Source organism: Aeromonas sp. SCS5 (assembly GCF_001887375.1).
In the GTDB taxonomy this organism is placed as follows: domain Bacteria; phylum Pseudomonadota; class Gammaproteobacteria; order Enterobacterales; family Aeromonadaceae; genus Aeromonas; species Aeromonas jandaei.
Map to the genome: position 1 here is coordinate 128,699 of NZ_LFCS01000006.1, position 19,633 is coordinate 148,331.

Annotated in this window: 19 protein-coding genes; 7 read left to right on the top strand and 12 right to left on the bottom strand. The window is 60.5% G+C overall.

Annotation, left to right across the window (positions count from 1 at the left end; translation table 11 throughout):
* Nucleotides 1-4: 4 nt before the first annotated feature.
* The 4 genes from phoB to BS300_RS08440 form a co-directional block, all read right to left on the bottom strand.
* On the bottom strand, nucleotides 5-694 hold the full coding sequence (phoB, locus tag BS300_RS08425; RefSeq protein WP_033115756.1) for a phosphate regulon transcriptional regulator PhoB: 690 nt from the start codon (nucleotides 692-694) through the stop codon (nucleotides 5-7).
* Between the two features lie 95 nt (nucleotides 695-789).
* The gene (locus tag BS300_RS08430) at nucleotides 790-1,209 is read right to left on the bottom strand and encodes a VOC family protein (protein ID WP_071912131.1); all 420 of its coding nucleotides are present in this window, start codon (nucleotides 1,207-1,209) and stop codon (nucleotides 790-792) included.
* Between the two features lie 62 nt (nucleotides 1,210-1,271).
* Nucleotides 1,272-2,552 (bottom strand): GGDEF domain-containing protein, encoded by a 1,281-nt coding sequence (locus BS300_RS08435; protein ID WP_071912133.1) that lies wholly within the window; start codon nucleotides 2,550-2,552, stop codon nucleotides 1,272-1,274.
* Between the two features lie 132 nt (nucleotides 2,553-2,684).
* A complete protein-coding gene (locus BS300_RS08440) occupies nucleotides 2,685-3,512 on the bottom strand; it encodes a helix-turn-helix transcriptional regulator (RefSeq protein WP_071912135.1) in 828 nt (275 codons plus the stop codon).
* 214 nt (nucleotides 3,513-3,726) lie between these two features.
* Here BS300_RS08440 and BS300_RS08445 point away from each other — a divergent pair, with 214 nt between their 5' ends.
* Entirely contained in the window at nucleotides 3,727-4,626 is a 900-nt protein-coding gene (locus BS300_RS08445; protein WP_071912138.1) for a DMT family transporter, read from the top strand.
* An 81-nt stretch (nucleotides 4,627-4,707) separates the two neighbouring features.
* On the opposite strand, the gene BS300_RS08450 is transcribed toward BS300_RS08445, so the two are convergent.
* From BS300_RS08450 to BS300_RS08470, 5 genes are all read right to left on the bottom strand, one after another.
* Nucleotides 4,708-5,400, bottom strand: a complete 693-nt coding sequence (locus tag BS300_RS08450; RefSeq protein WP_041208165.1) for a response regulator — start codon at nucleotides 5,398-5,400, stop codon at nucleotides 4,708-4,710.
* 3 nt (nucleotides 5,401-5,403) lie between these two features.
* On the bottom strand, nucleotides 5,404-6,969 hold the full coding sequence (locus BS300_RS08455; protein ID WP_071912140.1) for an ATP-binding protein: 1,566 nt from the start codon (nucleotides 6,967-6,969) through the stop codon (nucleotides 5,404-5,406).
* Nucleotides 6,970-6,986: 17 nt separating this feature from the next.
* Nucleotides 6,987-8,537, bottom strand: coding sequence for an NAD-dependent malic enzyme (locus BS300_RS08460; protein ID WP_071912142.1), 1,551 nt, complete (start codon nucleotides 8,535-8,537; stop codon nucleotides 6,987-6,989).
* 23 nt (nucleotides 8,538-8,560) lie between these two features.
* Entirely contained in the window at nucleotides 8,561-9,877 is a 1,317-nt protein-coding gene (locus BS300_RS08465; protein ID WP_071912144.1) for a 2-hydroxycarboxylate transporter family protein, read from the bottom strand.
* A 500-nt stretch (nucleotides 9,878-10,377) separates the two neighbouring features.
* Nucleotides 10,378-10,560 carry a hypothetical protein gene (locus BS300_RS08470; RefSeq protein ID WP_225628274.1) on the bottom strand — a complete coding sequence of 61 codons (183 nt, stop codon included), beginning with the start codon at nucleotides 10,558-10,560 and terminating at the stop codon, nucleotides 10,378-10,380.
* Nucleotides 10,561-10,868: 308 nt separating this feature from the next.
* Here BS300_RS08470 and slyA point away from each other — a divergent pair, with 308 nt between their 5' ends.
* The 5 genes from slyA (at nucleotide 10,869) to BS300_RS08495 (ending at nucleotide 14,841) form a co-directional block, all read left to right on the top strand.
* Entirely contained in the window at nucleotides 10,869-11,375 is a 507-nt protein-coding gene (gene slyA / locus BS300_RS08475; RefSeq protein ID WP_041208161.1) for a transcriptional regulator SlyA, read from the top strand.
* A 1-nt stretch (nucleotide 11,376) separates the two neighbouring features.
* Entirely contained in the window at nucleotides 11,377-12,432 is a 1,056-nt protein-coding gene (locus tag BS300_RS08480) for an HlyD family secretion protein (RefSeq protein WP_071912146.1), read from the top strand.
* Complete coding sequence (locus BS300_RS08485; RefSeq protein WP_071912148.1) at nucleotides 12,422-13,489, top strand: DUF2955 domain-containing protein; 1,068 nt, start codon at nucleotides 12,422-12,424, stop codon at nucleotides 13,487-13,489. Before BS300_RS08480 ends, BS300_RS08485 begins: the two co-directional genes overlap by 11 nt.
* A 99-nt stretch (nucleotides 13,490-13,588) precedes the next feature.
* On the top strand, nucleotides 13,589-14,347 hold the full coding sequence (locus BS300_RS08490; protein ID WP_043849375.1) for a transporter substrate-binding domain-containing protein: 759 nt from the start codon (nucleotides 13,589-13,591) through the stop codon (nucleotides 14,345-14,347).
* Nucleotides 14,348-14,484: 137 nt separating this feature from the next.
* Complete coding sequence (locus tag BS300_RS08495; RefSeq protein WP_042032947.1) at nucleotides 14,485-14,841, top strand: MliC family protein; 357 nt, start codon at nucleotides 14,485-14,487, stop codon at nucleotides 14,839-14,841.
* A gap of 50 nt (nucleotides 14,842-14,891) precedes the next feature.
* On the opposite strand, the gene BS300_RS08500 is transcribed toward BS300_RS08495, so the two are convergent.
* The 3 genes from BS300_RS08500 to nrdD form a co-directional block, all read right to left on the bottom strand.
* Entirely contained in the window at nucleotides 14,892-15,284 is a 393-nt protein-coding gene (locus BS300_RS08500) for an energy transducer TonB (protein WP_041208157.1), read from the bottom strand.
* A 190-nt stretch (nucleotides 15,285-15,474) separates the two neighbouring features.
* Nucleotides 15,475-15,984 (bottom strand): anaerobic ribonucleoside-triphosphate reductase-activating protein, encoded by a 510-nt coding sequence (nrdG, locus tag BS300_RS08505; protein ID WP_071912150.1) that lies wholly within the window; start codon nucleotides 15,982-15,984, stop codon nucleotides 15,475-15,477.
* Between the two features lie 100 nt (nucleotides 15,985-16,084).
* Nucleotides 16,085-18,202 (bottom strand): anaerobic ribonucleoside-triphosphate reductase, encoded by a 2,118-nt coding sequence (gene nrdD / locus BS300_RS08510; protein ID WP_041208156.1) that lies wholly within the window; start codon nucleotides 18,200-18,202, stop codon nucleotides 16,085-16,087.
* A gap of 445 nt (nucleotides 18,203-18,647) precedes the next feature.
* On the opposite strand from nrdD, the gene BS300_RS08515 reads away from it, so the two are divergent.
* On the top strand, nucleotides 18,648-19,622 hold the full coding sequence (locus BS300_RS08515) for an ABC transporter substrate binding protein (RefSeq protein WP_071912151.1): 975 nt from the start codon (nucleotides 18,648-18,650) through the stop codon (nucleotides 19,620-19,622).
* Nucleotides 19,623-19,633: the final 11 nt, after the last annotated feature.

Here is a 19,633-nt window from a genome sequence, read left to right on the forward strand (position 1 = left end):
GCCTCTAGAGACGGGTTGAGAAGCGGTATCCGGCTCCACGCACCGTCTGAATCAATCTATCGTGCCCTGTCTCTTCTATCGCCTTGCGCAGGCGGCGAATATGGACATCCACGGTTCTGTCCTCGACGTACACATTGGTACCCCAGACATTGTTGAGCAGCTGCTCGCGGCTGTAGACCCGCTCCGGGTGGGTCATGAAGAAGTGGAGCAGCTTGAATTCGGTTGGCCCCATGTCGAGGGCCCTCTCTTCGGCGCTGACCCGGTGCGAAACAGGATCCAGCTTGAGCCCCTGCACCTCGATCACCTCGTCCACCGAGGTGGGAGAGACGCGGCGCATCACCGCATGGAGGCGGGCAGTCAGCTCCTTGGGAGAGAACGGCTTGGTGATGTAGTCATCGGCCCCCGCTTCGAGGCCGCGGACCTTGTCCTCCTCCTCGCCGCGGGCGGTCAGCATCACCACCGGGATCTGGCGGGTCACTTCATCCTGCTTGAGCTGCTTGATGAACTGGATGCCGCTGCCACCGGGCATCATCCAGTCGAGCACGATGAGTTCCGGGTAGGGTTCGCGCACCTTCGCCAGTCCATCGGCAAAATCTTCCGCTTCAATCGTCTCATATCCCTTCTGTTCCAGCACGAAACAGAGCATTTCGCGGATCGGTGCTTCGTCCTCGACCACCAGAATTCGCTTAGCCATTCCCTTCTCTCTCCTCTGTGAAGATGGGTGCGCCAATTATTAGAATTTTCTGTGACACTTTTATGACTTTGTGACAGACGGGATGATAAACGTTTTCAAATGCCACTGGCAGATATCCGTTGCAGCAGATCCCAGCGGTTGCCACTGATATCTTCAAATACCACTACGGTGCCGTAAGGCTCGTCACGGGGCTGTTCACAAAAATGGACACCATACTGCTGCATTCGCCGGTAATCCCGCCAGAAGTCATCGGTCTCGAGAAACAGAAATACCCGCCCGCCGCCCTGCTTGCCAATGGCGGTACGCTGCTCTTCGCTGGCGGCGCGGGCCAACAGCAGCGCGGAACCCGTGCTGCCCGCCGGAGCGACCCGCACCCAGCGCTTGCCCGGTTTGCCCGGCTCGTCGAGCCGGGTATCTTCCAGCAGCGCAAACCCCAGTCCCTCGGTGAAAAAGGCGATGGCCTCGTCGTAATCGGCCACCAGCAGGGTCAAGGCCCCGATGGTTTGTCCTGTCATAGGGTTCTGTCCGTTTTATAAGAAGTTGTCGAATGGTGGTCTACACGGCGTACCGCCCGCTCTCACTGTGCTTCCACCCGATTGCGGCCATGCTTCTTGGCCTGATAGAGCGCCTCATCGGCCCGCTTGAGCACCCGCTCCGGGCTATCTCCCGCTCGTTCGGCCACCCCGAACGAGGCGGTCACCTGCAGGGAGGCGGGCCAGTGGGGATACTCTTCCAGCCGGGAACGCAGCCGCTCGGCCAGCGCACAGGCCCGCAGCAGGTCGTAATGGAGGCAGAGCAGCACGAACTCTTCGCCCCCCCAGCGCACCAGATGGCAGAGCGCATCGCTGTTTAGCTGGATTTCGCTGACCAGATGCTTGAGCACTTCGTCCCCCACCGGATGACCGTGGGTGTCGTTGATCTGCTTGAAGTGATCCACGTCGACATAGATGAAGGCAAACGGCAGATCGCCGATATCGGCCAGCAGCCGCTCCCCGCCCAGACGGTTGAGGGCGCCGGTGAGCGGATCGTAACAGGCCAGCTCGCGGGAGCGGCGACTCTCTTCACTCAGGCTGCGGTTGAGCGCCTCCACCTCCTCTTTGGCGCGATTGGCGTGGCGCAGCCGCTGCTTCATATGCAGGTGGTTGACCATAAAGGTGGCACAGCCATAGAGAAACCAGACCAGCAGGATCAGGCGATAGAAGAGGGTCGCATCCAGCCAGTCACCATGAAACTGCAGCTCTTCGATCACCACGCCGTGCTCGCCCACCGACATGTCGGACCCCGCCGCAATCTCGATGGCGTAGACCCGGCTCAAATCTGGCCCCTGCAACTGCAAAGGCACCTTGTAGCGCTTGATCCACCAGGTGGCCGGGGTAAACACGTCGAGCGGCACCTCGTGGCTTCTGCCGTAGTCGGCGGGGCGGAAGATGATCTCGTTGAACTTGGACGACATGGGATCGCCGGGGATATTGGATGCCCGGTTGTAGTTGCGCAGATAGAAGCGCCAATCCTGCTGGCCATCGCCGGTCACGCTCAGGCGCACATGGAGCGTCTTGAAACGACTGAGGTTGAGCCCCTGCTCGGGGGCAGACAACGTCAGGATCAAACCGCAGCCGGGATAGGTGTTGGGCTCGTCAGAGCGTGTGCAGCTCACGCCGGGCTCCCCTTCCAACGAGGGAGCATAGCGGGCCGATGCTTCGCTCGCACCGGGAGCCCGCGTCACCTCGACGGTGTGGGGCCAGTTTTTGATATCCAGCACCCGCTCGGGACCGAACTCGAACAGCAGAATGGAACAACCTGTCAATGCCAGCAGATACCAGAAAACGGACTCGGCAAAACGGGAACCGGAAGCGAGCATGCTTACCCCATGGCATCAGGATGGATACACAAACCTCAGGATCAAGCCGGGCAACATAGCCCGGGCCTCATCGTGGAATCTCGAAACAAGCCACTATGATACCCTCGATAACGACAATAAACATGTAGCTTATCAAGATGTTCGCGACTCTTTGCCCGGCACTCCCGTCAGCGAACTGCCTCGCGATTGCTGCCGATAGCGCTGGGGCGAGCAGCCCAGTTCCCGGTTGAACATGGCAATGAACGCGGAGGTGGAACCATAACCGAGCCGCCAGCTGATCTCCTGAATAGGCAGCTCCCCCTTGAGCCAGGCCAGCGCCTTGATAAGCCGCAGCCGCGCCCGCCACTGGCCGAAGTTCATCCCGAGCTCGCGCAGACAGCGGCGCGCCAGAGTGCGCTCTGTGGTGTGCAGCTGCTGCGCCCACTGGGCCAGCGTGCGGGGATCGGCCGGATCGTTGTGCAGTACGGCCAGCATGGGGGCCAGCAGTTTGTCTTGACTCATCGGCAGGTAGCTCTCCTGACAGCGGGTACGGGTCAGCTTGGCCACCAGCAGCTCGGCCTGACGCTGATCCCACTCATCCACCATATGGCCCACCTTGCGCTCGCAAAAATCGGCGAGCAGGGCGCGGATGAGCGGCGTCATCAGCAGCAGGCGCGGCTCGGCTGGCAAACGGGCGGCCAGCTCGTGACTGACATAGATGGAGGTGTAGTCGAGGGCCTGCTCGTTGTAGGCGGCGTGCTCCAGATCCGCCGGCACCCAGATCAGGTAGTCGGCGGGCACCTGCAGACGCTGGTTGGCCAGCCCCATCTCCATCACCCCCAGACTGATCATGCTGAGTTGCCCCCAGGGGTGGGAGTGCATCGCCATGACGTTCTCCGCCTGCAACTGCTGATAGCGAAAGTAGAGGGGATTGGGCGCTGGCAGCTCGCTGTCTGCCGGATGGTAGTGCCGGTTTGTCATGGTCTCTTCGCTCTCCTCTCGATGCCTGTCTCTATAGCCGCCTGATGTGCAATCTCGGCCTGTATCAGGCCGGCGCCATACCCTAACCGGTGGCGCTAGCCTTGCAACAGATAACCGGGAGTTGTCTTTTCTGCGGGATAGTTTGTCAGTTTTACGTTACTTGACAACATACAGACAAGGTTAAACTTGTCGCATCTACTCCAAGGAGCCTTTGATGCGACTCTTCTCCCCCCTCCTGTTTCCGCTGATGGCGGTGCTGATCTGGGCCACCAATACCGTGGTCTCCAAAGCGGCGGCCAGCGTGCTCGACCCCGCGGCCATCTCCTTCTATCGCTGGGTGATCGCCGCCCTGGCGCTGACCCCCTTCTGCCTGCCCACCCTCTGGCGGCGACGCAGCGAGGTTCGCCCCTGGCTTGGCAAGCTGCTGGTGCTGGCGGCGCTCGGTATGGTGCTCTACCAGTGCCTCGCCTATTACGCCGCCCACAGCACCTCGGCCACCAATATGGGAGTGATCGGCTCCCTCATTCCGCTGCTCACCCTGCTGCAAGGGGCGCTCTTCTTCGGCCAGCGTCCCGGCAAACAGGCGCTACTCGGCATGAGCCTCTCCCTGTTCGGGGTGCTCTGGCTGCTTGGCAAGGGCGAGCCGCTGGCTCTGCTGCACAACGGCATCAACCCGGGGGATGGCATGATGTTGCTCGGCTCCGCCAGCTATGCCCTCTACGGCCTGCTGATCCGCCGCTGGCAACCCCCCTTTGGCCCCTGGTTCAACCTCTACATGCAGATCCTGCTGGCCGTACTGCTGCTGGTGCCGCTCGCTCTCAGTGCCGACTCGATGGCGGTGCCGGCCGAAGGGTGGGGACTGGTGATCTTCGCCGGGCTCGCCTCCTCCCTGCTGGCGGCCTACTGCTGGATGCGCGGCCTCGCCTGCATGGGCGCCGAGCGCACATCGGTCTTTATGAACCTGATGCCACTCTGTACGGCGCTTATCGCCGTCGTCGGGCTGGGCGAGCCGATCCACGGCTACCACCTGCTGGGTGGTGGCCTCATTCTGGGGGGCGTGATGATCTCCCAGCTGAAAAAGCGTGTCCCACTGCCGGAGCGCAATGCGGCCTGACGGGCAACACGCCAAAAACAACAAGGGAGCCGCGGGCTCCCTTGTTCATTTCTATCGTGTTCTGGCGACTGTGAACCGACTTCACCCCGCCCGGCGCCAGCGGTAGCGCCGCTCCGGCCGCCCTCGTTGACCGTAGTTGAGATCCACATCCACCCGATCTTCCGACTCCAGATACTCCAGATAACGGCGCGCCGTGGTGCGACTCAGCGACAACCGCTGCGCCACCGTATCGGTCGAGAAGACGCTCTCTGGCTCGGCAGCAAGCAGGTCGAGCACCTGACGCAGGGTAATGCTGTCGATCCCCTTGGGAGTGGTACGCACCTCCTTGGGTTGGGCACGTCCCTTGCCGAGCAGGCGATCGAGATCCTCCTGCTCCAGCCGTCCCGGCTCGGAGAGCTTCTGATGAAGTTGCAGGATTTCGTCGAGACTCTGCTGGATGCGAAACAGCCGCAGCGGCTTGATGATGTAGTCATGCACCCCGAGATTGAGCGCCTGCTGGATGGTCTCCACATCGCGCGAGGCGGTCACCATGATCACATAAGCCTCGCGGTTGTGGCTGCGCAGGCGGCTCACCCACTCAAGGCCGGAACCGTCAGGCAGGGAGATATCCACCAGCAGCAGCTGCGGCACCACGCCGGCCATCATGGCATCGGCCTGGGCCAGCGTACCGGCCCGCCCCAGCAGGGAGAAACCGGAGGTGGAGGCCACCAGCTCGGACAAGATGGCACCAATCCGGTCGTCATCTTCAATAACAAGGGTGAGTATTGGATCCATGGCTCACATTAATTTGTTTTTATTCAGGTAGATGCCAAACAAGGTGGTCTGCTCGACAGTTCGGCGCCATTCTATCACACCCTCGTAGCGCCCCACGGTTTCCTTGACCAGAAAGAGTCCTACGCCATGATCGCCGCTCTGGCGGCTCACCCCGTAATCGAACAGGTGATCGGCCAGATCCTCGTCCACCCCCTCGCCGCTATCCTCCACCTCGATCACCAACCGGCGCCCCACATCGCACAGCGAAAGCAACACCCGCGGCGGACACTGCTGACGATTGCGCCAGGCCGCCTGCAGACCGTTGTCCAGCAGGTTGCCGATGAGGGTGATGAGATCGGCCGAGACGGCGGCCGGATACTCGCCGAGCGCCGAATCGGGATCGAGCTCAAGCGTGACCCCCAGTTCGCGCGCCCGGCTGAACTTGCCGAGGATAAGACCGGCCACTGGCTTGTTGTCGATAAGTTCCAGCAGCTCCTGCAGCAGGGTCTGGCATGCCTCGTTCTCCTGCTGGATAAGCTCGACCGCCTGATCCACATGACCCAGTTGCAGCAGGCCGGAGAGACTGCTCAGCTTGTTGGCAAACTCGTGGCTCTGCATCCGCAGCATCTCGGCGTACTGGCGCAGGTGGGTGACCTGTACCCCCAGACTGGTCGCCACTTCGGGACGACTGAAGATCAGGAGGCGCCCGGGCTCCTTGCCATGTACCACCTGCCAGCGACCGACGAACGATTCGCCCTGAATGGTGAAGGCAACCTCGCCCTCCTGCTCGAGTACGGGCGCGAGCGGTGGCACCAGCTCGGCCAGCGCCTGCCCCTGCAGGGCGTGACGACCGGTGGCAGGCAGCCGCAGCTGATAGATGGCGGTGCTGTTAATCATGGCGATGTGGCCGCGGCCATCCAGCGCAATCACCCCTTCGGCAATCTGCTCCAGCACCAGATCCTGCAGGGTGAAGCGGCGGACGATCGCCTCCGGCTCCAGATCGAGCAGGGTCTTGCGCAGCAGATATTGCACCCAGAGCGCCAGCAGCAGGCCGCAACCAAAGACGGCCCCGATGGCGCTGATGAGCAGGGCGATCCGCTCCATGTAGATGCCCTCCACCTGCTGCATCAGGTAGCCGACCACCACGGCCCCCATGGCACGCCCGTCAGCCCCCACCACCGGAGAGAAGCAGCGGATCGCCGGCCCCATGGTCCCCATGTCGCGCGAGCAGTAGCTGCGCCGCTCGTGGATCGCGGGCCAGAGATCCTCACCGCGAAACTGTCCCCCCACCAGAGCGGAGTTGGGGTGGCTGAGGCGACGGCCATGCTCGTCGGTCACCACCATATAGGCGGCATCGGTACGGCGGCACACCTCCTCCATGTAATCGCGCAGCGCAGGCTCGCTCCCCTGATGCAACGCCGCTACCACCCGGCTGTCAGCCGCCATGATGCGGGCCAGATCGCCCCCCTTCTCCTCCAGATTGCTCTCCAGCAGGTGGCGGATAAAGAGCGCGAGCAGGCTGCCCAGAATGATGATGAGCAGCAGGGAGAGCCCAAGGGAGAGGGTAACCAGCTGGTGGCGAAGTTTCATGCACGGACCTTGCAACGTCAGGAAGCCACCCAATAGTGCGGATGCCACCAGGTCTGGTCAATCAAAGGTGCCGGATCACCGGCAAAATCGGCCAAACCCTCCTCACGGGCGCAGAGCGCCACCGCTCTGGCGACGGCGCGAGCCACCTCCCCCACCTGTTCGATGGGAGGCAGCAGCCGACCCGCCAACAGCGGATAGGCACCGACCGCCCGTACCGCGGCCAGCAACATGCCATCGCTGATACGGCGCGCCTTGACGGCGCAGGCCCCGAGACCAATCCCCGGGAAGACATAGACGTTATTGCACTGGGAGACCACCCGCCGCTCGCCCGCCACCGTCACCGGCGCAAAAGGGCTACCGGTGGCCAGCAGGGCACGGCCATCGGTGGCGGCCCACACCTGCTCGGGGGTGGCCTCGGCGCTGCGGGTCGGGTTGGAGAGCGGCAGGATCACCGGCTGATCGCACACCTCCCCCATCGCCTGCAACACCTCGCGGGTAAAGAGGCCACCCTGACCACTCACGCCAATCAAGACCGCCGGTCGCACTTGGCGGATGGTCTCCAGCAGCGAGCTGTTACCCTCCTCTACGGCGCGGGCAAAGGGCAGCTGGGCGCGGGTCAACGCAGGGCGATCGCAGCAAACCACCCCATCCTGATCAAACAACCAGACGCCGTCGTGACTCCCCGCCAGCTGGGCCAGCATGGCGGCAATGCCGCAACCGGCCGAGCCCGCCCCGACTATCAGCACCGGGGCATCGCACAGGACAGTGCCCGCCTGCTGCAACCCGGCCAGCACGCAGGCCGAAGCCACAGCCGCCGTACCCTGAATGTCGTCGTTGAACATGCAGAGCTCGTCCCGATAGCGGGCCAGCAGGTTGGCGGCGTGCTTGCCGGCAAAGTCTTCAAACTGCAGCACCACCTGCGGCCAGCGCTTGCGAATGGCGGCCACCACCTTGTCCATGAAGTGGTAGTAGCTCTCGCCGTCGATGCGCGGGGATTGCCAGCCAAGGTAGGAGTCATCCTCCAGCAACTCGGGGTTGTTGGTGCCCACATCGACGCAGAGCGGCAAGGTACGTGCCGGGTTGATGCCACCCGCGGCGGAGTAGAGCGCCAGCTTGCCGATACAGATCCCCATGCCGCCGATACCGAGATCGCCGAGCCCCAGCACCCGCTCGCCGTCGGAGATGACGATCACCTCCACCTCCTGCTCCACCGACTCGAGGATGTCGTCGAGATCGTCCCTGTCATGCCAGGAGAGATAGAGGCCGTGGCTGCGCAGATAGAGGTCGCTGTGGCGCTGGCACGCCTCTCCCACCACCGGGGTGTAGATGATCGGCAGCAGCTCCGGCAGGTGGTGGCGCACAAGATCGTAGAAGAGCACCGGGTTGTCCTCCTGCAGCTGGCGCAGCAGCAGATGCTGGTCAAACGGACTCTGCATGGCACTGACCAATCGGTAGATCCGGCGTCGTTGTTGAGAGAGGGACTCCTCCTTGTGCGGCATGCGGCCGCGTACACCCTGACGCTTGCGTTCGGCATAGGGCAGGCTGGTGCCCATCATGATGTCGTTCATCTTGTTTGTTCCTCAATCCGGTATCAGGCAAGCAGGGAGATAAGCGCAGTCGCCAAAATCAGCATCACGGCACCGCCGAGGCGGGAGGAGATCTGGGCAAAGGGCATCAGCTTCATGCGCTGGGCCGCCGAGAGCACAGCCACATCGCCGGTGCCCCCCATGTTGGCCATGCAGAGCCCGCCGGTGATGGCCGCCTCGATGGGATAGAAGCCGATCAGCTTGCCGACCAACGCCGCACCGAGGGCGCCGCCAATCACGGTGACCATGACCAGCACGAAGTAGCTGATGGAGAAGGCGCTGATGAGCTCGGGAATACTGGTATAGGCGACGCCGATCCCCACCAGCAGTGAGGGGGTGAGGTTGCTCACCACAAACTGATACCAGTCGGCTGCCGCCTGCTCATAACGGCGCGGCAGCAGGCCGCTCACCTTGATAAAGGCGACTGCCAGGATCATCAGGGCGAAGGGGTGCATGGGGATAAAGTTGCCAAGCAGGGAGCCCAGCACAAACATGCTGGAACTGATAAAAAGCCCCATGCCCAGACTCTGCAGGGTCGGCGCTTCGGCCTGCTCGTCAGCAATGCTCTGGCTATTCTCTTTGACCATCAGCTTGCCGTTACCGGTCAGGGAGGGGTAACGGCGACCAAGGCGCGCTAGCAGGGAGCCCACCAGAATGGCCAGGGTATTGGCGATCACCACCGCCGGTACCATGCGCGACAAGAGATCCGCACTGGACATCTGCATCGGGCCGGAGAGGATCTCAACCAAAGGCACCGCGCCAGCGCCCATGCCACCGCCCATGATGGGCAGACCAATCAGCAGCACCGCATTCTTGAAGCCATATCCCATCAGGGAGCCGACCAGCCCCACGCTCAGCAGCGCCAGTGCGACGCCACCAAGAATGACCGGCAGGTAGCGCATGGCGGCATTTTTCAGCAAAGCGCCGCTCATGCCGAACACCGAACCGGTCACCAGACTGGCGATGAAGAAGTTGAGAAAGCCCCCCTCCTTCATGAAGTTGGTGATGACCTGTCCGGCCTGTACCGGCAGCAACTGATATTCAAACAGGGCGGCACCGCCGAAGATGGCGAGGATGGTGCCGCCACCCAGATATTCGCGGATCGGCATGATCCGCTCGCCCAGCTCGGTCAGCAGGGTACCAAGCACAAACATCAGCGCCAGTGCACCGACCATGCCGAGCGGCAGCGAGCCGTTCCAGCCGGAAAAGAGAACGCAGGTCGCCAGCCCGAGAAATATAAAGAGCGGCATACCGGCAATTTGGTGGCCACCCATAAAAGCGGCCTTTTCTTGTGTGGTTGGTAGGGTAGAGAGGTTTTTCATTGTTATGGACTCTGCGTGTGATTGTGGTCGCTACTTTATTGATCCCCCTCGCCCCTGTCGGTTAGCCAGACTGCAAAGCCATATAAAAACATTAAAAACTTAAACGTCACGCCTCGAACAAATGTCATACATCCTGTATGGCAAGCGGGCGTTATATGAAGCTCAAGCGAACAAACCGGACAATTATTTTCCAGCCAATCCCGGCTTGTGGATCGGGATAAGCAGAGGCGTCGGTGAAAATAGCAGAACCGGATGACAAACCCTGTGGGCAAATAATCTACGCTGGCAGCGAAACATATGGTCGGGGTCGGTGCCTGTCGACCAGCCGCGCCGCAGCCATCCGTGGCTATGGCCACAGAGACGCAGCAAGAGCAAGGCATTGCAAAAAACTGGCGGCTTGGCCAACGTCAGGAAAGGGGAATATCGATATAGAGCGATGAGCCAAGCCAGTGCATACATCGGCACCGGCTTGAACTCACAAGGACTACACGTGGTCAGATCTATTCCATCAGCAGCAATGGAATATTGGCAGGGTCAAAATCATGGCAGATATCGGCATGCTTGCTGGCGCCCTTATTGGGCCCCTCCCGACTCACACCATAATGGGACTCTGCACCATATTCTCCATCACTCAGCAGAGCTTCTATTGCCAGATATACACATCCACTGTCATAGCCATCCACAACCCGTCTCTCCCTGTTTTATAACCTCATCAATATTAGCGGATAAAAAATAAGCTGCGCGAGCAGTACAGATATTTTCTGAAAATAGCCTCGAAATTATTACGGTATTTCGTCACATATTTCCGCTCTTCCCCTTTTTCCCCCGGACCCGGTCACTCCACAGCCAAGAAGTTCCAATCAAACCCCACCCGTTCACGATTTGCTGCCACCTGTTGAAAAAGAGATCTGCATCACGCTATTTACTTAGCCTGCTAAACAAATGATAATAGTTAGCAGGCTAACAAATTTATGTGAGTGAGGAACAAGGGATGACGGATCTGGAGAGGTTGCGCGAACTGTCGCTCGCCGAGCAAATAGCACGCATGCACCGGTTGTGGCGTACCGCCGCCGATCTGGAGCTGGCCCCCCTTGGCCTGACCCACCCGCGCTGGACTGCGCTCTGGAAGCTCTCCCGCATGGGCAACCATGTCAGCCAGAAGACCCTGGCCGACGCCCTCGAAATCGAGCTCCCCTCCCTGATGCGTACTCTCGGCCAACTGGAAGAGCAGGGGCTGATCGAACGCCACTGCTGCAGTCAGGACAAACGGGCCCGCATCGTCTCGGTCACTCCCACCGGCCAGACCCTGCTCGACCAGATCGCCAACCGCATCATGAATATTCGCAGAGAGCTGCTGGCCGGTATCGACGAAGAGACCCTGAGTCTGTTTGAGGCGACGGTGCAGCGTATCTCGGCCAATGCCCTGAGCAAGATTGAAACACACAACGAGAACGGTGGGCAGAGCACCCCGCCCGATGCACAACCCGCAGAGGAATAAAATGACCCCAGATCAACAATTCAGCCGCTGGATCAAATGGTCCATGGCCGGCTTTACCGCCCTCTTTGCCTACTTTCTGATGGCAGACCTGCTGATGCCACTCACCCCGCAGGCCATGGCCACCCGAGTTGTCACCAAGCTGGCCCCGCAAGTGAGCGGCAAGGTGGTCGAAGTAGCGGTACACAACAACCAGCAGGTCAAAAAAGGCGACCTGCTCTTCAGGCTGGACCCGGTTCCCTTCGAGCTGGCGGTCGAGCAGGCCCGTCTTGCCCTGGCGCAAGCAGAGCAGCAGAACAGCGAGCTGGATGCGGCCCTCAGTGCCGCCAATGCCGAGCTCTATGCCAAGGAGACGCTGGCCAGCCAGAAGTGGCGTGAGGCTGAGCGGATCAATGCTCTGTTCCAGCGTCGCATGGTCTCGCTGCAGCAGAAAGATGAGGCAGACAGTGCCCTGCGCAGTGCCCAGGCCAGTCTGCGTGCCAGCAAGGCGAAGCTGACCCAGCTTGAGGCCAGCCGTGGTGTGACCGGGGATGACAACCTGCTGCTGCGCCAGGCTCGCAACAAGCTGGCGCAAGCCGAGCTGGCACTGGCTTACAGCCAGGTGCATGCGGATCAGGATGGCACCATCACCAACCTGCAACTCAAGCCGGGCAGCATCGCCAGTGCAGGCAATCCGCTGCTGGCGCTGGTGTCAGAACAAGTAGACGTGATCGCCGATTTTCGTGAAAAGAGCCTGCGCCACGTTGGTGACCAGACCAGGGCGCTGGTCGCCTTCGATGGTGAACCGGGCCAGCTCTATCCCGCCCGCGTCAGCAGTCTTGATGCAGGTGTGAGCGCCGGTCAGTTTGATGCCAACGGTCGGCTGGCCGCTCCGGTCGAATCGGATCGCTGGGTACGGGATGCCCAGCGGATGCGCCTGCATCTGGAGCTGGATGATCTCCCGTCCCACCTCCCCGCCGGTGCCCGGGCCACGGTACAACTGCTGCCGGACAACCCGCTGACCGCCATGCTGGCTCGTGCCCAGATCCATCTGCTCAGCCTGCTGCACTATGTCTACTAATCAAGCTGCGTCACCCAGTCCAGCCACAACCCATCTGTGGCATCGGCCCCTGACCGGTAACGAGCTGCGCCAGTGTCTGCGTATCGCCTTTGGCTGCACCACCGGCTTTCTACTCTGCAAGCTGTGTGGCTGGAATTACGGGGTCTTTTACACCGTGACCCCCGTGCTGCTGCTTGGCATGGTGCCGGTGATGAATGGTCATGCCGCGCGCCAGCTGATCGCCGCGGCAGCCATCTGCGGGGTGGAAGTGGGTCTGTTGGGGGGGCTGTTCGGCAGCCACCCCGGGCTGATGACCCCAATAGCCTTTCTGCTGTTTCTCTACCGCTTTGCCGCCATGTCGCGGGGCAGTCTGTTCCTGTTTGGTGCCAACGGTGTGCTGAGCCTCAGCATCATGCTCCACTTTGCCAGCTATCCGCAGACCGACCTCAACGACCTCATCTTCAATAACCTCTTGGCCAGCGTGCTGTCGGTGCTTATCGCCTACCTGATGACGGCCCTGATACCGGATGTGGAGGCGCGCCCCAAACCAACCCCAGCCCCCAAGGCACCGCACCGGATGCGCCATGAGGCTCTGCTGGGAGCAACGGTCGCCACCCTCTCGTTTCTGGTGTTTCAGGTGTTTGATCTGCGTGACTCCATGTCGGCGCAAGCCACCACCCTGCTGGTGCTCTTTCCCATGCACTGGAACGGGGCGCTGAACTACGCCCGCAAACGGGCCATGGGCACCTTGCTCGGGGTCACCTTCGGTCTGCTTGGCCAGCTGCTGCTCTATGACTGGTCGGGTCAACTGCTGCTGGTGGCTCCGCTGCTCTGGCTCGGTGCCATGCTGTTCAGCCATGCCCATGTGAAGGAGGCGAGCGGTTCCGGCGTCGGTTTTGGCGCCCTGACCACCCTCGGCATCCTGTTCGGTCAATATCTGACGCCGGGAAACGATCTGGTATTCAGTGCGCTCTACCGGGTCAGCAGCATCCTCTTTGCCATCGTGGCCACCCTGCTTATCTGCTATCTGGTGCACCAATTACTCAACCGCTTTGAGGCAACCCGCTTCGGCTGCTGACGGTTGGCGTACTCGAACGCCACTAACCACCTTGACCAGGCGGAGCAAGGACGCTAGCTATGCTTGTAGAGCTGCAATGTATGGGTGAGGAGCCGCGCTATGGTCGCTGAGTGGGGAAAATGGTTGGCAGGGGTGCTCTGGCTGGCGGCAAGCCAGACCGGCGCAGCACCATTGCTGATTGGCGCCGAAGATGACTGGGCCCCCTACAGCGTGCTGAACAGGGAGACGGGTCAGCCGCAAGGGCTGGCCCCCGAGCTGGTTCGGGCGGTATTCGCCGCCGAAGGCATCGAGGTCGCCTTTCGTACCCTTCCCTTTGCCCGCTGCATGCACGATGCCAAGAGCGACCAGCTGGCAGGCTGCTTCGATGCCACCATCACGGATGAGAATCACGACCAGTACTTTTGGCACAAGACCCCCATGTTCAGCGAGGATCTCGCCATCTTTGCCCTTGCCAGCGAGCCACGCCGGGACCTCGACCTCGCCTCTCTCAAAGGCAAGCGGGTCGGCATCACTCTTGGTTACACCTACCCCACCAGCTTTATGACAGATCCGCAGATCGCCCGCTTTCAGGCCAAATCCGACGCCCAGATCCTCGATATGCTGGCACGGGGCCGAGTCGACTACATCCTGATGAACGGCATGCCGGGCTATCTCAAGATCCGGGAGAAAGCGCTGACGGGTCAGGTGGTCAAGGTCGGCAAGCTCTCTACCGATGGCTTCTGGGTCGCCTTCTCTCGCCAGCACCCTCAAGGGGAAGAGATGGCCAGACGGTTCGAGAAGGGGCTGCAGAAGATCAAAATGAACGGCACCTACGATGCGCTAATGCAGCAGTTTGAAACCCGGCTCGGAGCACGCTGAAAGGCGCTCCGGCCACATTCTGCCCCCGTCAGACATCAATCGACGCAACCCTCGCACAAAGTGATTACAGCAGTGCGTTGAGCTGTTAGGCTCACGCCCGTATGACACCACCGTATAACATCAGGGGAGCTGTAACCATGAACAAGGTCCATATGATGAGCGCGGGGGCACTGGCTCTCTCGCTGCTTGCCGGCTGCAATCAGGGCAATACCCTCACCGTTACCGGCGGTAACCCCGTCAGCTATCAGTGTGAACAGGGCAAGAAGGTACAGGTACGCTACTTCTCTCTCTCCGACGAGAGCCTCAGCTTTATCAAGTTGTCTCTACCGGACGGCAAGGATTATACCCTGCCGCAGGCCATCTCGGCCTCTGGCGCCCGCTATACGGATGAGCGTGAAGCCGTCTGGTGGAACAAGGGGGATGAAGGGTTTGTCGAGATGCGCGGTCAGGACGATGATTGGCAGATCGTCTACAACAACTGCAAACAGCAGTAAATAGAAGAGATCCCGGCCAGGCCGGGGTCTCTCTTTTGGTTGTTCGGGGATCAGTTGAGCTCTATTTCAAAGCGGTTGGTCACCACCACGGGAATGGCATCCGGATTACTGTCCGCCGGACTGTAGCGCAGCCGTGAGAGGGTTGCCAACGCGCTCTGCTCCAGCTCTCCGGGCGGCTCGGCGGCGACGATCTCTGGTTTTATCGGGTTGCCATCAGCATCGATCTGGTAGCGTACATCCACATATCCCCTGACCGGTTTGGCAGGCACAACGACAGGCACGTCATCACCAAAGAATGAACGGCGGTTTTCCTGGATCCAGTAACTGGAGAGCTGCTCGAGGGGAATCGCGATCGGTGTACGGTTAGCGGCGACCTCCTGCCGGGAGCTGCATCCTGCCAGCAGCAACACGGCACACCCCAACCACAATGCTTTCCATCCCATGCCAAGCTCCTTTTCGTCTCTTATGCTGGTTGTTTATTGTTCTGCTCTTGGTCAGCAGACTGGCCGTCCACTGGTCAGTGACCCATCCTAGCGAAAAAGACCCGAGCTGGACATAAACAAAGGGCCAATCTGTGAAGATTGGCCCTGAAAACATCAAGTTGGCAAAAGTTAACCCGGCAGAATGCCGGACTCAGGAGGCGAACAGACAAGGGATACGCTCCCCGCCCTCACGCCAGGCGTTGAGATCATGGATCTGCTGGTTGCTGCTGCCACGCCAGAGCAAACCGGGATCCGCCAGCTCCTTCTCGAACTTGCCATCCACCAGCACATCAAGCAGAGCCACCAGCTCCCGTTGAGGTGCGGTGAGCTCGCCCAACAGGTAGCCGGTCCAGCACCAGATATCCTTGCCGGGACACTCGGCACGCACCCGTTTCACCAGCGCCAGCACATGAGGAACGTTGGCCGGGTGGAGCGGATCGCCGCCAGAGAGCGAGAGCCCGCGCCGTTTGATGCGGCTGTCGTTGAGATCCGCAATGATGCGATCGCTCATCGCCTCATCAAACGGCTTGCCGCCGTCAAGGCGCCAGGTGCTCTGGTTGTAGCAGCCGGGGCACTGATGTTCGCAGCCCGAGACAAACAGGGTGGCACGGGTGCCGGGGCCGTTGATCACATCGACCGGATAGTATTGGTGGTAGTGCATCGCTTGTTTCCTGCCTTGTTCACGGGACTGCGGCATGGCTGCCACCCTCCAATGAAAATGGCCCCTTGAGTCAGGGGCCAGCTCTTCATCATTGCAGCGCTCACATATGTTTGACGCGGCGCTTCACCTCTTCCTGCTTGCCCGCATTGAAGGGGCGTGCATCGGGGCTACCGAGGTAGCCGCAGACACGGCGGGTCACCGACACCTTGGCGGGGTCGTGGTTGCCGCAGCGCGGACAGGTAAAGCCCTTGGAGGTGCACTCGAATTCGCCGGTAAAGCCGCAGTCGTAGCACTCGTCGATGGGTGTATTGGTACCGTAGTAGGGCACCTTGTCATAGCTGTAATCCCAGACGTTCTCGAGCGCTTCCAGATTGTGCTGGATGTTGGGGTATTCGCCGTAGCAGATGAAACCACCACTGGCGATGGGCGGATAGGGCGCCTCGAAGTCCAGCTTGTCGTAGGGGTTGACCTGCTTCTCCACATCGAGGTGGAAGCTGTTGGTGTAGTAGCCCTTGTCGGTCACCCCCGGCACCACGCCAAACTCTTTGGCATCGATGCGGCAGAAGCGGGAGCAGAGGTTCTCGCTCGGGGTGGAGTAGAGGCTGAAGCCGTAGCCGGTCTCCTCCTTCCACTCATCGGTCGCGGCCTTGAGGCGCTCGATGATGGCGATGGCCTTCTGTTGCAACTCGGCGCTGTCGAACAGGTGTACCGAATCACCAAACAGAGCGTTGATGGTCTCGTGTACCCCGATGTAGCCAAGGGAGATGGAGGCGCGGCCGTTCTTAAAGATCTCGCTGACGTTGTCGTCTGCCTTGAGACGCACACCGCAAGCACCTTCCATATAAAGGATGGGAGCGACCCGAGCCTTGACCCCGTCGAGACGTTCGATGCGATACATCAGCGCCTTCTTGGCGACCCGCAGGGCGGCGTCCAGCTTGTCCCAGAAGTCCGCTTCATCGCGGGATTTCAGGGCAATGCGCGGCAGGTTGAGGCTCACCACGCCGAGGTTGTTGCGACCTTCGTGGATCAGCTCGCCATTCTCCTCGTAGGCACCGAGGAAGGAGCGGCAACCCATGGGGGTCTTGAAGGAGCCGGTCACCTTCACCACCTGGTCGTAGTTGAGGATATCCGGGTACATCCGCTTGGAAGCGCACTCCAGCGCCAGCTGCTTGATGTCGTAGTTGGGATCGCCCTGCTTGTGGTTGAGGCCATCCCTGATGGCGAACACCAGTTTCGGGAACACGGCGGTCTTCTTGTTCTTGCCAAGGCCGGCGATACGGTTGCTGAGGATGGCACGCTGGATCATCCGCGACTGCCAGCTGTCACCCAGGCCAAAGCCGAAGGTAACGAACGGGGTCTGACCATTGGCGGTGTGCAGGGTGTTGACTTCGTACTCCAGCGACTGGAAGGCGTCGTAGCACTCTTTCTCGGTACGGGCCATGGCGTAGGCTTCCACATCGGCAATGCCCCACTCTTCGGCCACTTCGCGGTGCTTCTGCCAGCTGATGGTCACATAGGGGGCCAGCACTTCATCGATGCGGTTGATGGTGGTGCCGCCATAGATGTGGCTCGCCACCTGGGCGATGATCTGGGCAGTGACCGCGGTGGCGGTGCTGATCGATTTCGGGGTATCGATCTCCGCATTGCCCATCTTGAAGCCGTGAGTCAGCATCCCCTGCAGGTCGATCAACATGCAGTTGAACATGGGGAAGAAGGGAGAGTAGTCGAGATCGTGGAAGTGCAGATCGCCGCTCTCGTGGGCCTGAACCACATCACGGGGCAGCATGTGGCTGGTAGCATAGTGCTTGGCGACGATACCGGCCAGCAGGTCGCGCTGGGTCGGGATCACCTTGGAATCCTTGTTGGCGTTCTCGTTGAGCAGGGCCGCGTTGGTCTGCTCGACCAGACCGCGGATCTCCTGCGCCAGACGACCGCGCGCCTCGCGGGCCTGATCCCGATCGTGACGATATTCGATATAGGCGCGGGCAATGACCTTGTCATCGGAGGCCATCAGGTGGTTTTCAACCAGACGCTGGATCTCGTGGATATCAACCTCACCACGCCCCTCCAGTTCCTGACTCACCGCACTTGAGATACGCTGTGCCAGTGCCGGATTGGCCTGATTGACCGCTTCCGCAGCACGACTGACCGCCTCGCTAATCAACTGGGCATTGAATGGTGCGCGACAGCCGTCACGTTTGATCACAACCGGTTTCATGAATTTTCCCCGTTAAAAGGCCAGGCAATCTGCTCTGGGCTTACCCTTGTTGGTTCCCCTCCAACGTCTCGTCCTGGACGCAAACAAATTCAGCCGAGGCTTGACAAGCCTGGGCTGAAGAGAGGAAGGGAACAGCTTATACACAGCTTAATAACACAACATATAGGTATTAAAAATGAATGCAGCCCTATATGTGGTGTCTATTAGGCACCAAAGCAGGTAGCCATTTATTGATCCAAAACAGGTTTTACAGCGAGTGGGACAGTTCACGACCAACCAATAAGAGCCTCAAACAAGGCCATCCTCAACGGTGGTGCGGGCTGGCGTCCGATCTGCCTAAGCAGAAAAAAATTCGCAATAAACACTCTGGATGGCGGGGTGACAGTGCCAAGCAAAACCACTCATACTGAGCGGGTAGAGACGACGGTTCGACACAGGACACCCTATGCGTAAATCCCTCTTGCTGCTACTGCTGACTACCTTATCCCTGCCTGTGTGGGCAGCCCAAATACTGGTGATCAGCAGCTACCACCCCGACTATCTGTGGGACATCAGTTACAACCAGGGACTGGTGGATGGTCTCAAGGAGAAACACCAGATCAGCCACTTCTACATGGATACCAAGCGCCGGCCACGGGAAGAGTTCGACGGAATCGCCCAACAGGCAATCGCTTTCTACCTCAAGAGCAAACCGGATATTGTGGTGCTCGGCGATGACAACGCCATCAACTATCTCGCCAGCGAGATCTCGTCCCTCGGTACCCCCGTCGTCTTTCTCGGCATGAACGAAAATCCCCGGCTCAAGGGCTTTGTCGGCCACCCCAAGATCACCGGCGTGCTGGAGCGCCCGCTGCTCAAACGCAATATCAGCGAGATGAGCCAGATGATGGGTGGTCTCAACAAAGCACTGGTACTGTTTGATTCCAGCAATGTGGCCCTCACCGCCATCGAGGATGAGTTCAAAACCCAGACCGAGCTGCGCGTTGGCCAGACCCGGGTCTACAGCCAGCTGCTCGGCGAGTATGACCTCTGGCAGGAGGCGGTGCTCAACAGCAAGAAAAACGGCTATGGCGCCATCTTCCTCGGTCTCTACCACACGTTGCTGGATGAAAATGGCAAGCATGTGAATGAGAAAACGGTACTGGAGTGGACCAGCCGGCACAGTCCGGTGCCGGTTTTCTGCTTCTGGGAGTTCACCGTGGGCAAAGGGATGGCCATCGGTGGCCTGGTGCTCGATGGCAAGGATCAGGGGCTGCAGGCGGCGGCGCTCATCAACAACATACTGGCGGGAGCGCTGCCCAAAACCCTCTCCCCCCGAGCGGCCCTGCGTGGCGAGTATGTCTTCAGCAAGAGCGAAGTGGCCCGCTGGCACCTCGCAGTGCCGGAGAAGTGGCGCAACAAGATCCTCTGGCGTGAATAACACCCAATAAA

Coding starts and splice junctions, on each gene's coding strand:
- phoB (WP_033115756.1), bottom strand. CDS start 694: ATGGCTAAGCGAATTCTGGTGGTCGAGGACGAAGCACCGATCCGCGAA.
- BS300_RS08430 (WP_071912131.1), bottom strand. CDS start 1,209: ATGACAGGACAAACCATCGGGGCCTTGACCCTGCTGGTGGCCGATTAC.
- BS300_RS08435 (WP_071912133.1), bottom strand. CDS start 2,552: ATGCTCGCTTCCGGTTCCCGTTTTGCCGAGTCCGTTTTCTGGTATCTG.
- BS300_RS08440 (WP_071912135.1), bottom strand. CDS start 3,512: ATGACAAACCGGCACTACCATCCGGCAGACAGCGAGCTGCCAGCGCCC.
- BS300_RS08445 (WP_071912138.1), top strand. CDS start 3,727: ATGCGACTCTTCTCCCCCCTCCTGTTTCCGCTGATGGCGGTGCTGATC.
- BS300_RS08450 (WP_041208165.1), bottom strand. CDS start 5,400: ATGGATCCAATACTCACCCTTGTTATTGAAGATGACGACCGGATTGGT.
- BS300_RS08455 (WP_071912140.1), bottom strand. CDS start 6,969: ATGAAACTTCGCCACCAGCTGGTTACCCTCTCCCTTGGGCTCTCCCTG.
- BS300_RS08460 (WP_071912142.1), bottom strand. CDS start 8,537: ATGAACGACATCATGATGGGCACCAGCCTGCCCTATGCCGAACGCAAG.
- BS300_RS08465 (WP_071912144.1), bottom strand. CDS start 9,877: ATGAAAAACCTCTCTACCCTACCAACCACACAAGAAAAGGCCGCTTTT.
- slyA (WP_041208161.1), top strand. CDS start 10,869: ATGACGGATCTGGAGAGGTTGCGCGAACTGTCGCTCGCCGAGCAAATA.
- BS300_RS08480 (WP_071912146.1), top strand. CDS start 11,377: ATGACCCCAGATCAACAATTCAGCCGCTGGATCAAATGGTCCATGGCC.
- BS300_RS08485 (WP_071912148.1), top strand. CDS start 12,422: ATGTCTACTAATCAAGCTGCGTCACCCAGTCCAGCCACAACCCATCTG.
- BS300_RS08490 (WP_043849375.1), top strand. CDS start 13,589: ATGGTCGCTGAGTGGGGAAAATGGTTGGCAGGGGTGCTCTGGCTGGCG.
- BS300_RS08495 (WP_042032947.1), top strand. CDS start 14,485: ATGAACAAGGTCCATATGATGAGCGCGGGGGCACTGGCTCTCTCGCTG.
- BS300_RS08500 (WP_041208157.1), bottom strand. CDS start 15,284: ATGGGATGGAAAGCATTGTGGTTGGGGTGTGCCGTGTTGCTGCTGGCA.
- nrdG (WP_071912150.1), bottom strand. CDS start 15,984: ATGCACTACCACCAATACTATCCGGTCGATGTGATCAACGGCCCCGGC.
- nrdD (WP_041208156.1), bottom strand. CDS start 18,202: ATGAAACCGGTTGTGATCAAACGTGACGGCTGTCGCGCACCATTCAAT.
- BS300_RS08515 (WP_071912151.1), top strand. CDS start 18,648: ATGCGTAAATCCCTCTTGCTGCTACTGCTGACTACCTTATCCCTGCCT.